The following is a 15,910-nucleotide window of genomic DNA, read 5'->3' on the forward strand; positions in this document are numbered from 1 at the left end:
TCATTGTGCGACAAGCACCCCGCTCTTGTCCCCGGCGGCCGTGGCAGTGGCAATCGCCCGGTCGAGGTCAGCGAGAATATCGCGAATATCCTCGATCCCCACCGACAACCGCACCAGGTCCGGGCTCACGCCTGTCGTCCCCTGCTCTTCTACCGTCAACTGCTGATGCGTGGTCGATGCCGGGTGAATCACCAGCGACTTTACATCGCCGATATTCGCCAAGAGCGAAAAGAGCTTCAGCGAATTAATCAGCGTCTTTCCGGCGTCAAAGCCGCCCTTCAAACCAAACGTCACCAGCGCGCCCTGTCCGGCAGGCAGATACTTCTGCGCACGCGTATAGAACTTGCTGCTCTCCAGCCCCGGATAATTCACCCAGGCTACCGCCGGATGCGCCTCCAGATGGCTGGCTACAGCCAGCGCATTGGTAGAGTGCCGCTCCAGTCGCAGGTGCAGCGTTTCAATTCCCTGCAACAGCAAAAACGCATTGAATGGCGAAAGCGCCGCGCCTGTATCCCGCAGTCCCTGCACCCGCGCCTTCAAAATAAACGCCAGCGGTCCAAAAGCCTCGGTGTAAGAAAGCCCATGATAGGAAGGATCAGGCTCAGTAAATTCGCTAAACCTTCCAGAAGCGGCCCAGTCAAAACGACCGGCATCCACAATTACGCCGCCAATCGTGGTTCCATGACCGCCCAGAAACTTCGTGGCGGAATTCACGACAATGTCCGCGCCCCACTCTATCGGCCTGATCAGTGCAGGCGAAGGCGTTGTATTGTCCACCACCAGCGGCAGTCCGTTCTCATGCGCAATGCTGGCCAGCGCCTCCAGGTCGACTACATCCAGCTTGGGATTTCCCAGACTTTCCGTATAGATCGCTCGCGTCTTGGAATTAATAGCAGCCTTCAACCCGTCGAAGTCATCCGCATCCACAAACCGCACGGTAATTCCCAGCCGCGGCAGCGTGTAATGAAACAAGTTATAAGTCCCGCCGTACAGCGAAGTAGTCGAAATAATCTCGTCCCCGGCTGACGCCAAGGTAGTCAGCACCAGCGTCTCTGCTGCCTGCCCGCTCGCTGTAGCCAATCCGGCCACACCACCCTCAAGCGCGGCCACCCGCTTCTCAAACACATCCGTCGTCGGATTCATGATCCGCGTGTAGATATTTCCAAACTCCTTCAGCCCAAACAGTCGGCCTGCGTGGTCTGCATCGTTGAAGACATAAGAAGTCGTCTGATAAATCGGCACAGCCCGCGACCCGGTAGCGGGATCAGGCACCTGTCCAGCATGAACAGCAAGCGTAGCTAACTGATACTTCGGTACTTCAGATTCCGACATGACAATCTCCTCTGGTTTTAATTTTCTGATCTTCAAACAAGTGCAAAAATAAAGCGGCCCGAATCCTCGACAGGACCCGGGCCGCTTTTGCTGAAAAGTGTCTGCGTCTATCGCATTCGCTTATCCAGAACCACCGGCACGGGCACACGACACATACACATGCTCACGCACATGAGGACAATGGTAGCAACGGCCTGTATCTGGATCGACATTCAACTCAATAATTCTCTTTAATTATCATATAAACAGATGACAATTAAAGGGTTACACAAGATTAAGCAGCTTTGCTGCCCAGTGTGCTACTCAAAAGCGTACAGTATTTCGGCGGCATAAGCAAAATGAAGCCAGGTTCGTCGGTATTAGCCCTCCAGAGCTAACTACGATGAGGAACCCTATTCTGTCTGTATCTTCAGATCTATTTTGTCGATGGCTAACGGTGGGGAATTGCGAGGATTAGGTGGAGTGTATGGACTGAGGGGATTAATCAGGCGGTAGGTAAATGCCTTTTAAATCGAGCAACTACTTAATTTGAGCTATTTAAGAATAGCGCTGGCGGAGAGAGTGGGATTCGAACCCACGTTACCTTGCGGTAAACACGCTTTCCAAGCGTGCGCCTTCAGCCACTCGGCCATCTCTCCAACAATTCAATCTACATTGGCAAGTGTAACAGAAACTCCCCTGTGAACGGAGAGCCTGCAGGCGTCGGCTCCCTCCCAACAGAGTGGCTTGGGCGCCTTCAAAAGAACGAAGCGTGTGCTCAAGCGCTACCTGGCTATTCGGTGGTGTAGCGAATCTCGAGAGTTCGGATGCGATAGCAAGAATAGAGCAGCACTGCCGCGATTAACAGGAGCAGGCCCAAAACTGCAGCCCAGGCGGATACGGGTTCGGTCTGAACAGTTAGAAGAGCAAAGATTCCGTTTGCGGCGACGCTCACCGGCATCAGGTGACGGAGGTAGGATGCGACGCTTATTTTTTGAAGCAGCGATGGCAGGATGGGATTGATTGCTTCCCAACCGAGAACGAGCATCGCAGCGGGAGTGGGATTTCTGAACATCATGCTTAGGAGAAGGAATACCGCGCCATATCCGAGGCAGGCGAGGACGATAATTGCGAGATACGCCTCGAACTGTCCGAGGCCTGGGCCGTTGAAGATGTAATCGCGGCCGGCAGCGCCGAAGCCCGCATACATCAAAGAGAAATCAAGAGTGATTGCAGTACCGAACAGGAGCAACGCGCTAATCGATCCGGCTACAAATTTGGATAAGAGAAGGATTTCTCGTCGCACCGGAGCCAGGAGATAGAAGTGGAGGCTGCGTTCGATCATCTCTCCGCGAATCAGCCGTGAAAAGATGCCGAGGCAGCCGAAAAAGACTCCGAGGCGAATGTAGTAGAACTGCACGATGCCGGCGAGTATGTTCGTATCCTCACTCAACATGTACTGAAGATGCTTGTCTGCAACCAAATGAATCAGGATGATAAAGGTGGGAATGAAAGCAAGGAAGTAAATCCAGCTTGCCTTCCATGAAAAAAGATTTCTTCTTACTTCGATAGAGGTCAGTCGTCGGCCTTGTAACCACCATAGTCCCCACGGCTGTTGCGCAAGTTGTTCTCGAAAGCTGGCTGTTGTTTGTGGCGTCATGATGCACTCCCATCTGAGCCGATCAGATATTGATAGATGGCATTGGCATCGTCATCGGCTGGAGCGACTGCGTCGATTTTCACGAGTCCTTCCGCTGCGATTCCGTTGAGCATGGAATAGAACTGATCGATATCTCCGGTGCGAAGAAATACGCCTGCTCCATCTGCATGCAATCTGGCTTCAACGCAATGATTGATGGCGAACATCTTCGACGCCAATAGCTCGGGGTGATTGCAGCGAATAAGAACCTGCATGGGCTTCTCGCGTACTTCCTGCCTAACCTGATGAATATTGCCTTCAGCGATAAGATATCCGCCGGTAATGAGAACGACGCGGTCAGAGATTCGATCGACTTCATCGAGAATATGACTGGAGATCAACAGATGCATGCCTTGTCTGCCTAGCTCTTCAAAAAGCGCTATCGATTCGGCGCGAGCCATCGGATCGAGTCCATTGAGTGGTTCATCCAGGACAAGTACTCGCGGATGATGGGCTATGGCCTGAGCGAGGCGAATCTTCTGCCGCATACCTTTGCTGTAGCCTGCAATTCTTCGCCCTGCAGCATCGCCGAGCTGCACGCGTTCGAGAGCTTCCATGGTGAGGCGGAAGGCATCCATCTTGTCCATACCGTGAAGCATCAGGCTGTCAAAGACGAACTCCCATCCGGTGATTCCGCGTGGGAAGTAGTCGAACTGTGTGCAATAGCCAACGTTACGAAAGAACTCAGTTGCATTGCCGGGAGAAAGACCCATAACGGAGATGTGTCCGTTGGATGGCTGGACCAGTCCTGTCATGAGGTTCATCAGCGTTGTCTTCCCTGAACCGTTGGGGCCTACGAGAGTTGTGATTCCTGGCGGGATGGAAAGCGAGATTCGATTGACGCCGAGAACATCGCCGTAGAATTTCGATACATCGTTGAAAATAATTCTGTCGGTCATCGCACTCATCCTCTCACCACTTCACGAGCTCGGATACGCGCGTTCAGCATGGCTACGCAGATGAGACAAATCAGCATGAGCATGATGGCGATTGCTGTTGTTGGCAACGATATTTTTTGTTTGGCGAATTCCGGCGCTCCCAATAGCCGTTGCCAAAGTACGGACATCATGAAGGGGATGTTAAGCAGAAAGCCCCATCTCGTCCGTAGCACCGCGCTTACGATGGCTCCTACACCTGCCGGTACAAAGACCGCTGCAAAGATGATGCCGGTTGCAACGGCTCTCCACTTAACCCATGAGGATAGTGCCAGACCGAGAATAGAAAGGAACGCAGTCCAGATCACGGCGCCTGCCCAGAGACCGACTGCGATGCGGAGATTTGCGAGAGCCCAGGGTAGAGGCGAGGAATAGCCTTGATATGCAAAGAGCATAAGGCCAGGAATCCAGGTGGTCATGGAGAGTATGACAAACAATGAGATGAATTTACCGAAGACATAGCCGAATCGCGATATTGGATGACTGAGCAGGATAGGCAGTGCGTTATCTGCAAGGTCAAATGTTATGAGCCGCGGTGCTACCCAGGCGGTCATCACCAGCGCAAACCAGGATTCTATTTGCAGCACGATAAGGAAAAATTCTGCATCGATCGTTAATCCGCGCGGAGATTGATTGCCTAACATCAATCTCGCCATCGGGTTGTTTGAAATATAGATTCCAAACAAAAAAACGATGCATGGCAACAGGCTTAGTATAGCTATCCCCACCGTGATTTTGGATGACCAGGCTTCTGCATAACCATAGCGCACAAGCACGAGGATACGTGCCCACATTGGGGTAACTTTGCCCGTATATGCGCGGTAATTCAGTTTATAGACTGACATGTGTAGGCCGCCCTGACTCGTTGTCCATCGCTCTGAGAAAGATATCTTCAAGGGAGTCGCGCCGCTGGTTCATACGACGAATCTGCACTCCTTGTTCGGATGCAATGACGTATAGATCTCGAACCTCAACCTGATCGGGAATGACGAGCTTAATACGGCCTCCGGGAAAGGAGGCGCATTCGCAACCGAGACCGCGAATACTCACAGAGAATTGCTCGGTTGCACCAACTGTTTCAAGCTCCATGAAGCTGCGGTTAGAGCGGCGCTCTTCTTCTATATTGCAGAGAGCGGCAACGCGACCACTCTTGAGAATGAGAACCTCATCACAGGTCTCATCAATATCTCGCAACAGATGAGATGAGATGAGCAGGCGAACGCTTCCTTCTTTGCGAATCTCCTGGATGAGTTGAATCATGCGCTGCCGGGCCATGGGATCGAGGCCGTTGGTTGGCTCATCCAAGATAAGCAGCCTGGGGCCATGCGCAAGCGCCTGTGCAAGTTTGATGAGTTGCTTCATCCCGAGCGAATAAGAGTTCACTTTGCGATAGCGAACCTCGCCCAGGCCTACATAGAAGAGTGCTTCGTGTGCACGCTCCAGCGCCTCGCCAGCAGGCAAACCCGCGAGCTCAGCCATGTAGCGAACGAATCGAACGCCGCTCATGTTGCCGATGAAGGAATCATTCTCAGGCATATAGCCGATTCCTCCACGTATCTGCGCCCGGTCTCGATGTGCGTCTAAACCAAAGACACGGGCAGCGCCTTTCGATGGACGATAAAAGCCGAGCAGCGTGTTGATCAACGTGGATTTTCCAGCGCCATTGGGGCCAAGCAGACCTATGGCGCGCCCCTGCAACTCCCCTGTCAGCCCGTTCAACACGGTGCGGTTCCCGAGACGAACCTCTAACCCATCGAGATCAATGATGCCCATATCACTCTCTTACGCTAAGATCAGCGTGCTTGTTCCCAAGCTTGTTTTTCCCTGGATTGATTAAAGCTTCGAGTGTCAGAAAATCAAACCCAAAGAGATGACTATCGCTGGCCGCTTCGATGCCGCTGTCTTTGCCCCAGGCGCAGATTGCAGTAGGGCGAGCATCTGCAGCCAGCTTCTGGATTGCTTCTGCTGATTCGCCACTCACTTGAGAGAGAAGAGGCGTCAATACCGGGCTCAGGTTCTGATAGGCAACTGCTGAGTAATTCTCGTTGTCGTCTTTTGGAAGCAAAGCCTTGAACGCTGTCGAGCGAGCCAGCGAATTTCCAGTTGTATGCGTGCGTATTGCCTCTATAAGCAATGCGCGATTTGGCGCAACGATCATGTAACCATCCGTAAAGGTATATTGCGCGATGGTGCTGCCGGATGTCAGATCATGCACGGAGTAGAAACGTTGTGCGTCGATCTGACTGGATTCAATGGTAATGGCATGGGCATTTTTACCCTGAGCCTGGTTGCGAATAGCTTGAGTTAATTGCTCAAGCGTTTTCTCCAACTTTGCTGAGTCATGAACTTCGATGACAGCCTTCCACGAGGGAGTTGGCAAAACTGGTCCATCAAGCGACAGGAGGAAATCACCGCCGAGGTTCGCGGCCAAATCATCGCGGAAGTTGATTTGAAGTTTGGCCTCAGCCTCATTCCAATCTTTGCTCTGCCCTCCCTCCTCGGATTCAGTCATGGTCATGATGTCATCTGCAATGGCCTTGGGGTCCTTTGAAAGCAAGGCTACTGCAATCGCTGCATTCGGTGTTACAAAGTCAAGCGAACCAATGGGAGCTGGTGCAGCGAGCCATGAGGCCACACGCTGACGTGCTCCGGAGAACTGTAAATTCAAGTGGTTTTCAGGCAGGCCATTTGTTTCGCGATGCTCTGCAATCAGATATCGCACATCCTCAATTCCACTCTTGCTGGCAATCGCTGGACCATTTGCGTGAGTAGACAGCACCGTAAGTTTGTCGCCTATCATCTGATGCAGATCCGCGGCCAGGATGACTCCTGCACCGCGAGTGTAGGCGGCTGTGATCTGCTGTCCAAATTCACCTGTCGCAAAGCCGCTTGCCCCTGCATTCAATTGCGCATTCATCTGCTTCAATGTTGCGATGCTATTTGAGAAGATCGCCTCGTGCTGTCGGATGAGAGCGTACTCGCCAACCTGCGTCTTTCCTAACGATGTCTTCGATGAGACAGGAGTAGCCGCCAGAGAAGCTTCGTCAAGTACGACTAGGCCAGGGTTCGATGCCGAGGCAGAAAACTGATTTCGCAGAAAATCATCTAAACCGCTCCGGTGAAGATCGGCAACTATAGCGAAACTCGGTGTATCGGCCTGCATCACTCCAACTACGACGATCTCATCGCCGAGATATTGGCTCATCTGATAGAGCTTGTCGACAAGCGCGTCGAGATCAGCAGTATTGTGATTATTCGCGTGACCCCACCACTGTTGAAGTGCGGGACTTTGCTGCAATTGATCGTGGAAGATCTTATTTGCCTGGTTCATAAAATCACCCAGGTTGGGAATGCTGACGTACAGCAATGTATCCGCGGGAACACGTGTCAGCAAGTCACTGCTGTATCTGGATTGAGGAAACGGGATCTGTTCAATCTGGCGTTGCAGTGCGGAGAATTGCGCAAGCAGCGGGAGATACTTATCACGATCATGACTCCAGGCGATTTGCTGCGCTACAGGAGCAGTGTTCAGACTATCGCTTGTTGTCATTTGATCGCCGGCATGCACCAGCGTATCCAGTCCCGCATGGTTAACGTGAACGGCTCCTTGCAATACTGCAACTCGCGAGCCTTTAATACCGGAATCAACAGAGAATACAGTACCTGTAACAGCCACGCGGCAGTCTGGAGTCTTCACATATAAATGGCCGGAATCACGCTTGGATGCTTGTACGATGACTGCTCCACTATCGAGCGAGACGGTCATGTTATGCCCTCTCGCGCCGACTCCCAGAGCACTTCGTTCGTTGATCTCGACCGTTGATCCATCGGTGAGACGAAGAACGGCATGCGCTCCACTGCTGGTGCGCAGGTGTTCCCCTTCGCCAAGTCTATCGCCGGGTGTAAGGCGACCATCGCCCGAGTCTGAGATGCGATAGACGGAACCATCGGTCGACAGTACTTCGGCGCGAACTCCCGGTGGAACCTGCCAGTATGCTTTGTAGACAAAGAAGGATGCGGCTAGAAGCGCCAGCGTGGGAGCCAATGCCCAACCGAATGCGCGACCAAGTTTGCGAGGACGCCAAACAGAAGAACGAGCGGCTGCGGGAATAGACCAATCGACTGCTCCCGTTCCTGACTCGCTTCGGAAACGACGGAAGCAGGCCCCACAGTCGCGCAAATGTGCATCAATCAAAACAGAGCGCGCGTTAGATAGAGTTCCTGCGCGATAAGAGGCAAGCAGATGCTGCACGTCATCGCAGTTCTCGATGGCGTCCATGGCAAATTCGCTTCCTGCTTCGATACCCAGGCGCTCCGCCACTCGCTTTGCGGAAGCGGATATCATTGCATCCTCGGGCGCGTCGGCTTGCAGTGTACGTACGGCAGTTCTCAGCAGCATCTCATCGTGATTCATAGTCTCTCCTGTTCCAATTGCATGAGTCGTTTCTTCAATCTGGATCGGGTTTGATGAAGCGTCACAGCGACTACTGCCTGCGAGGTTCCCATCAGCTGTGCGATCTCACGATTGCCCAACTCTTCTACATATCTCAAGGTGAACATTTCGGCTGCCTTGGGAGACAACTCGCCAATTGCCAGCCTGAGCCAATCGCCGAGTTCCCTGCTTGATGCTTCAGCTTCGGGCGAACTGCCACGACCTGCAGTGGCTATTCCTGCTGCTTCTTCCAGCGGTTCCGCTGCCGCTGTCTTTCGCCGACGGAGCAGATCCAGCGCCCCGTTGATAGCCGCTCGATAAAGATAACTGCCCGCATTCGCAACAGGTGGTCCGTTACCGCCAATCATGCGCAGGAACACGACCTGAGCTACATCCTCCGCGTCGGCCATACTGCCCGTGATTCGATAGGCAGCCGTGAGAACGCGCCGGTGATGTTCTCGAAATAACTCCGAGAGCTGTTCCCGGTTTTCTGTTAACGGCATGATTGCGCTGCCGACGGCCATTTGTTCACCTTTTTGACTGTTCATAGAGATGACGCTGTAACCGGATAATTATTAATCCAGCTTGAAATAATTACGAAAGAAAAGCCCGGAATGTTCAGAACAAGCAGCAAAGAGCCGCAATTGATCTCTACAGGCGGAAAGTCAGCATAGTTATATCTCGTGGATGGCTTGAGAACAATGAGGGTGATTCGCAGGCAGCCGCGCTGCTCTAAATTGCCGATCGATGAGGTGCGGATCTATAGAACGATGCTGGAGCTCTTACCTCGATTAATGTGGCACGCAGAGTGGCTGGTTTGAATGATTGCCCAGCCACTCTTTCTTAAATCAAACGATAGATATCAGGCGAGACTAATAGTAAGAGCGGTTACTGAGGCTGGCGGAAATGTAAAGTGCAGCGTATCGCCACTCTGTTTAACAGACGTCGCAACAGGTCCGGCGACCATCGATTGTTCAAATGAATTGTGTGCGTGAATATCGGTTGCGGAAAGTACTCTGCCCGCGACCGAAGACACGTTGGCTCCTCGAAGCACGATTTCAGTTTCGCGCGAGGACGATGCATCGGCATTGACCACTGTCAATGTCAGAGATTTGCCTTTCAACGAAGCCGATCCATTCAATCCCCAAAAGGTCGATGGCTGGCCATCGCTCGTGTACTTTGCAGACGGTGATGAGAATTCGGTACGCAGGGACTGGCCTCCCTGGTGAGCCGAGTACATATCGAATACATGAAAGTTTGGGGTAACAACGAACTTATCTTCATGAGCAAGGAAAAGTGCGTTGATGCAGTTGATTAGCTGTGCGCATGCGGCCGTTGAGACCTTATCCGCATGGCGGTTGAAGATATCGAGGGTGAAGGCCGTAAACAGAGCGTCGCGAATTGTAACTTGCTGACTTAGGATGGAATCCTGAGATACCTCAGTTCCCTTCTTATACCAGGGACCATATTCGTCGATGACCAACTTGATTTTGTGTTCTTCATCATATTCCCCGATGGCGGCCCATTGATCCTGGATGATCTTTTCAATCATGTAGCCTTGTTTGAACACTTCATACCAATCGGCGATATCGAAATGCAAAGAGTCGCCCTTCGCCTCAACCCAATCTGTCGATTTTCCGCGGCTGAGATTCCAGGCATAGTAGTGGATCGACCAACCTGCAATCTTGTGGTCGCCCATGGAAAATGCCTTCTCAAAAAAGCCTCTTGTCCAGACCAGATCGTTGCCCGATGGGCCAGATGCGATGTATTCAAGTGGAAGCCCGTACTGAGGCACCCAGGCTGTGTAACGACGGAACTCCGAGGCGTAATCCTGCGGAGTAAAGTTGCCTCCGCAGCCCCAACTCTCATTCCCAATTCCCCAGAGCTTCACATTGTAAGGCTCTACAGAGCCATTCTTCGCTCTGTGATCCGCAAGGGTCGTGCTTCCTGCAGGCGAATTGCAGTATTCAACCCAGCGATCAAATTCAAGCGCAGACAGGCTGCGGACGTTGGCTGCCAAATATGGCTGCGTATTTGCCAGCTTGCAGAATCGAAGGAACTCATCCGTTCCGAAGGCGTTGCTATCGTAGATTTGAACAGCGTTGCTGGTCAGTCGCGAAGGTTCAAATTCATCAACCCAGAAGTTAGTGCGATTAGGCCGGTCCGAACCGACACCGTCTCGCCAATCATAGCTGTCGGCGAAACAGCCTCCTGGCCAGCGGACCATAGGCGCATGAATTTCATGAAGTTTGTCGACGAGCGATTTGCGAACGCCTTGAATGTTAGGGATGGTGGAGTTTTTCCCTACCCACACTCCGTCGTAGATGACTCCGCCGATATGTTCGATGAAGTGACCGTAGATATTAGGAGAGATTGTAGCTACCGGCTCTTCGATAAGCACTTCAATATGCGAGTCAGAGGCTGGAGCCGCCATGCCCAGACGATGCCCGACCAATGTGACTAAACCAGCCGCGCCGCCAGCTTTGAGAAACCCTCTTCTTTGCAAGTTAACTCCTGCTTTTCTCGATCTATTCCCGTCAGCAAAATTCCCCACGCTATCATATGCGATTAGCGATATGGCAGCGTGGGGAGTTGGATTCAGCGTGAGATTTAGAAAATCACCTTCAAAGCAAACTGAAGGATGCGGGGAGCATATGCTGCGCTTGGGTGAAGGAAGTTAGAGGCAACAATACCTTGGTCAGGTTCTCCATTCACGCATTCAGTATTGCCTGCGCTATTGGCGTTGTTGCCGTTTTGGCCAAAGCAGCCTGGTGAGTTATTTACGCCGGTGAATTGCGCATGATTGAAAACGTTGAATGCTTCTGCGCGAAACTCGGTTGTCACCTTTTTCCCAATGGCAAAATGCTTGAAAACACCCATGTCAAAGTTGGTAGTCTTTGGTCCGAAGAGTGAGTTACGTCCTGAGTTTCCGAATGTCAACCCTGTGGGTTCGTTGTAGGCAGCAGGGTTAAAGAGCAATGGGCCATAAACACCCGCCTGTCTTTTCGGTCCAGTGACATGATGTTTACTTACACCAGGAGCAAAATCGACATAAGATCCTGTCCCATTTCCATTGGCTACGCCAGCATTATCGTAGTAATACCCGTTCACAATGCTAAAAGGCTTTCCTGTCTGAAACGAAGTGATACCAGACCATTGCCAACCGCCAAGGATAAGTCTGGTCGCCCGATTGTACTGTTGCAGCAATGGCAGAGTGTAGATGTAGCTGAAATTAAGAATCTGCCGTTGATCAAGGTTAGAACTAGCACGATTAGCTTTGAGGTTATAGGTATCCACAAAGTTCCCATCGTACCGGTCAGAAGCGTTGTCGATGGCGTGGCTATAAGTATAGGCCAAGGTCAACTCCAGATTTGCTGCAGTGCGACGTCCAGAAACCTGGAGCGCATTGTAATTAGAACTGGCCCCCTGACCAATTCCTGTGATGGTATCCCAACCAGGGAAATTCTGCCGGTACTGATCTACATTTACATTGCCGCAGGCTACATTTAAGTGGAGGAGTGCATCGCCTGCAACAAGGTTTCCTGCCGAGTTATAAACCGGACCACCATTGGCTGCCATTCCGCAATCTTGGTTAGTGATTGGAATACCTGCGGGATAGGGGTTTGTAGCCTGGTTAAGATCATGAAGTTGGTTGAGATCATTTTGAAGTGTGAGATGTGTTCCCTTGCTGCCCACATAGGAAACAGTCACAATAGTGTCTTTCAATATTTCCCGTTGGATGTCGAGATGATATTGCTGCATGTACGGCCATCGGACTTTATCTGTGGGGATGGAATTTACCTCTAGCGGGAAGTACTCGCCACCACCACCGATATTTTTATAACCCTGAATGTAGAACTGGATCGGGGTTTGAACGAGCGGTGGCTGATTTTCAAGCGATTCCGCATTGGCTTCGTTGCCGTTGGTGTGCTCGTAGAAAATGCCATAGGCGGCGCGAATCGCCGTCTTGCCATTGCCAAAGGGATCATAGGCAAAGCCGACGCGTGGCGCAGGGTTGAATAAGTGACCTTTCATGCAACCCTTGGGCACAGTACCGACGCCGCACTGAACTATACCGCTGAGATTATTGATGCTTTGTCCTGGACCGAAATCGAGATTGCCATTGTCCGGATCTACGGTCGGCATATTGGCTGGGTTGAAGGCTGAAGGGTCAAAGTTATAAGCAAGATTGTTCTTCTCCGTATACAAACCAAACAGACTCATGCGCAAACCAAGATTGAGCGTCAGCTTCTTGTTGACGTGCCAGTCATCCTGAATGAAAGGTTCGAAGATTTTGAACTTGAAGTGGTACTTCGGTTCTTGATTCGATTGTGTGTAATTTGCGATATCGCCGACCAGGAAATCCGCGAAGGAATTGCCTGTACTAGGAGGACCACCATTCGTTTGGGGTGCGGTATAGAAACTTCCACCATTTCCATTGAAGCTTAAGATGCCCTGCGTGTTGAGTTCTGCGTCTTCGTTCTTCTGATTTGCGGTGAAGTAGAAGCCGAATTTGAGGTTGTGGCTGTGAAGTAGCTTGGTTACGGTGTCCCTATAAGTATAGGTCGGGTTTGAGTTGTAGAACGGGACCGGTCCTGCATCCTGAACCAGAGATCCGAAGCTTTCTCCGCCGCCAATACTGAAGGACGGAATCTTGCCCCCGAAGTTGTTATTGAAAAGGCCGGTCATGGTCAGGCCAGGAGGAAGGTTACCAGCATTTGTGGTGTTGGTGATAGAGAGATGGTTAGCTCCATAGCCAACCATGAACTCATTGGTCAACGTATTAGAGGGGGTCCAGTTCAGATTGAACACCATCGATATGCCTGGTCCAAGCTCATGCCCTGGAATGCCAGGCAGGTTCGATATAGCCCATGGAGTCGATGTTAAGTAAACCTGATCTGTCGAATCATGAATATAGCGGAAGGAGGCATGCAGCTTTGAATTGATCTGATGATCAATCTTGAAAAGCTCTTCATGGGAAGTGTAGGGTGCGCCGGCTGCCATCTGGAAGTATGGCAACCCATTAAACGTCGTGTTCGGCAGCGGAATGAGATTCAGGAAGATATTTGCATTGGTTGTATCGATGTAAGGAGCCACATTATTGCCAGGAAAACCTACAAGGTTGCCCGTTGCTGGGTCTGTGGAGTATGCAGGGCAGTCGGGATAGAGCGTCGGAGTTCTAATGAATGGTGTTCCTGCGGTAGGACAAAGCGTACCGTTGTAATCGCCTGCCCTTTCCGCTGCGGTCGGAATAGGAGTGTTGTAAAAACCCGGGACGTTCTCCCTGCGAAGCTCTTCCGAATAGAAGAAGAAAGTTTTATCATGTCCGTTGTAGACATGAGGGATGTAGACTGGGCCACCGATCGTACCACCGAAATCGTGCTTTTTATAGGCTTGAATAGGCTCGCCAGCAGGATTGAAGTAATTAGCCGCATTGAAGAATTGGTTGCGAAGGAATTCAAACACTTCGCCATGCAAGTGATTCGTACCTGATTTTGTAACCGCCTCGATAGCGCCTGAACCGCTACGGCCATATTGGGCGTCATAGCTGGAGGTAAAGACTTGTACCTGATCCAGAGCATCCACATTCGGGAAGACATTGAGGTTAGACATGCTGCCTGAGTCCATGACATCGCCGCCATCAACTTCCCAGTTGTTGTACTCAGTACGTCCACCATTGATTGAGTAAGAGACACTGCCACCGGGCCCAGTTTGTCCTTCGGATTGGCCAGTCTGATTACTGACGCCCGGGGAAAGCTCAACCAATTGAACAAACGACCGTCCATTCAATTCCAATTGTGTAATTTGTTTTGCTGTGATTGTTGTCGAGAGTTCAGAACTCTGGGTCTCAATGGTGCCCGCGGAGGATCCCTCCACCGACACTTCTTCGGTCTGACTACCTACTACTAATTTGGCATCGATACGTGCGTTCTGTCCGACACGAATCACAATGTTCGAGGCCACATATTTTTCAAAGTTGGGAGCAGTGACGGTCACGACGTAAGTGCCTTCACCAAGTGCCTGCACCAGGTAATCGCCTGCTGCATTGGTTATGGTTTCGCGGCGGATACCGTGTTCACTGTTGGAGACGACTACTTTGGCTCTGGGCACCACTGCATCCGAACTATCTCGTACAGTTCCGGTGATGGACCCGTTGACTTGGGCAAGCAGTGGTAATTGGCAACAGAATATACTCGCGATTAATAGCGCGAATAGGGCGGACTTGAATCGCATAGCTGGCTCTCCTGGCAATACAGTGTTGAAATTTGATGTGCTCACGGGTATGTGCGTTCGAACGACGCTCTTACTTACCAGCGACGCAAAAATACTACAACATTTTTGAAACGTTTAAAAACCCAACTTTTCAGGATCGTAAAAAACACTTTCCTGGCGCTCACAACCTGATCTATGGGCGCTTGGTTGTCTCTCGTTGGATCAGGGCTGGTGAGATACGCACGGTCAAAGGCTCACCCGTCAGTTTCCCCTCAACTCTGTCGATAAGCATGGTTGCCGCGCGTTTACCTATCTCATAACTTGGCTGAACGACGGTTGTCAAATGTGGATGAAAGGCCATCTCTTCCATAAAGTCATCAAACGTTGCCAAGCCAATATCGGCGGGGCAACGTACACGGAGCTCTTCAAAAGCTTTCAAGACGCCCAGAGTCATGACTCCATTGCATACAAAGATGGCGGAAGGGCGAGTAGTCCTCTGCAGCAACTCCTTCGCTAACCGATAGCCCGATTCCTGGCGAAAATCTCCTTCGACAATCAAATCGTCTCGAATTTCAAGACCCGCTGCTCGCAAAGCACGCTTATAACCCTGGAGCCGCTCTTTGGCTGTTTGTAACTTCAAATCACCTGTGATAATCGCAATGCTTTTGTACCCTGCTTGAATCATGTGCTGCAGGCATTCGAAGCTGCCTCGTGCATTGTTCAGCAATACCGCGTCGGTCTTAACCGAAGGAACCGCGCGGTCTACGCAGACAACGGCTATTCCTGCCTCAATAGCACTCTGAATGTGAACCGAATTTGTACCTGATGCTGGCGCCAGTAGAATCCCATCCACGCGCCTGGAGCGCAGCGTAGAGAAGACCTCTTGCTCCCTGGCGATTTGCTCGTCGGTATTGGCGGTCAGCAGCAGATAACCACATTCAAATGCTTTGTCCTCCGCTCCTCGGATGATCTCCGGGAAAAACGGGTTTGTGATGTCTGGCTGCACCATCGCAATCATGCATGTTTGCCTGACCTTAAGGCTTCGTGCGATTTCATTGGGATGATATTGCAGTTCTTCGATTGCAGCTTCTACTCGTTCACGGAGTGTAGTACTTACCCGTGCTGTACTTCGAATAACATTCGACACCGTGGCGATCGATACACCAGCGCGTTTCGCTACGTCTACGATCGTGGGCATAGTTCAGATATCCAAGACAATTAAAGTTGAAACGTACTGTGCTTCCCTCACGCGGGATTTACTCCTGCAAAGGAAATTACCAACGGCGATTTCATTGCGATACAAAAACGTCTACCGTAAGA

The 15,910-nt window shown here is 51.3% G+C and carries 10 protein-coding genes and 1 tRNA gene; all 11 read right to left on the reverse strand.

Features of this window, described 5'->3' with window-relative positions; all coding sequences use genetic code 11:
* On the reverse strand, positions 1-1,332 hold the full coding sequence (locus OHL19_RS11470; RefSeq protein ID WP_263357836.1) for a homocysteine synthase: 1,332 nt from the start codon (positions 1,330-1,332) through the stop codon (positions 1-3).
* Positions 1,333-1,882: 550 nt separating this feature from the next.
* Positions 1,883-1,970: transfer RNA gene (locus OHL19_RS11475), tRNA-Ser, on the reverse strand.
* Between the two features lie 134 nt (positions 1,971-2,104).
* Positions 2,105-2,971 (reverse strand): ABC transporter permease, encoded by an 867-nt coding sequence (locus OHL19_RS11480; RefSeq protein ID WP_263357837.1) that lies wholly within the window; start codon positions 2,969-2,971, stop codon positions 2,105-2,107.
* Positions 2,968-3,909 carry an ABC transporter ATP-binding protein gene (locus tag OHL19_RS11485; protein WP_263357838.1) on the reverse strand — a complete coding sequence of 314 codons (942 nt, stop codon included), beginning with the start codon at positions 3,907-3,909 and terminating at the stop codon, positions 2,968-2,970. The genes OHL19_RS11480 and OHL19_RS11485 overlap by 4 nt, the downstream gene beginning before the upstream one ends.
* A 5-nt stretch (positions 3,910-3,914) precedes the next feature.
* Positions 3,915-4,790, reverse strand: a complete 876-nt coding sequence (locus OHL19_RS11490) for a hypothetical protein (protein ID WP_263357839.1) — start codon at positions 4,788-4,790, stop codon at positions 3,915-3,917.
* Complete coding sequence (locus OHL19_RS11495) at positions 4,777-5,718, reverse strand: ABC transporter ATP-binding protein (RefSeq protein WP_263357840.1); 942 nt, start codon at positions 5,716-5,718, stop codon at positions 4,777-4,779. Before OHL19_RS11495 ends, OHL19_RS11490 begins: the two co-directional genes overlap by 14 nt.
* Before the next feature lies 1 nt (position 5,719).
* Positions 5,720-8,359, reverse strand: coding sequence for a FecR domain-containing protein (locus tag OHL19_RS11500; protein ID WP_263357841.1), 2,640 nt, complete (start codon positions 8,357-8,359; stop codon positions 5,720-5,722).
* Positions 8,356-8,901 (reverse strand): RNA polymerase sigma factor, encoded by a 546-nt coding sequence (locus OHL19_RS11505; protein WP_263357842.1) that lies wholly within the window; start codon positions 8,899-8,901, stop codon positions 8,356-8,358. The genes OHL19_RS11500 and OHL19_RS11505 overlap by 4 nt, the downstream gene beginning before the upstream one ends.
* A 338-nt stretch (positions 8,902-9,239) precedes the next feature.
* Positions 9,240-10,883, reverse strand: a complete 1,644-nt coding sequence (locus OHL19_RS11510) for an alpha-L-arabinofuranosidase C-terminal domain-containing protein (RefSeq protein ID WP_263357843.1) — start codon at positions 10,881-10,883, stop codon at positions 9,240-9,242.
* A 104-nt stretch (positions 10,884-10,987) separates the two neighbouring features.
* The gene (locus OHL19_RS11515) at positions 10,988-14,611 is read right to left on the reverse strand and encodes a TonB-dependent receptor (RefSeq protein WP_263357844.1); all 3,624 of its coding nucleotides are present in this window, start codon (positions 14,609-14,611) and stop codon (positions 10,988-10,990) included.
* A gap of 172 nt (positions 14,612-14,783) precedes the next feature.
* Positions 14,784-15,788, reverse strand: coding sequence for a LacI family DNA-binding transcriptional regulator (locus OHL19_RS11520; RefSeq protein ID WP_263357845.1), 1,005 nt, complete (start codon positions 15,786-15,788; stop codon positions 14,784-14,786).
* Between the last annotated feature and the right edge of the window lie 122 nt (positions 15,789-15,910).

It is taken from the genome of Acidicapsa ligni, assembly GCF_025685655.1.
GTDB lineage: Bacteria > Acidobacteriota > Terriglobia > Terriglobales > Acidobacteriaceae > Acidicapsa > Acidicapsa ligni.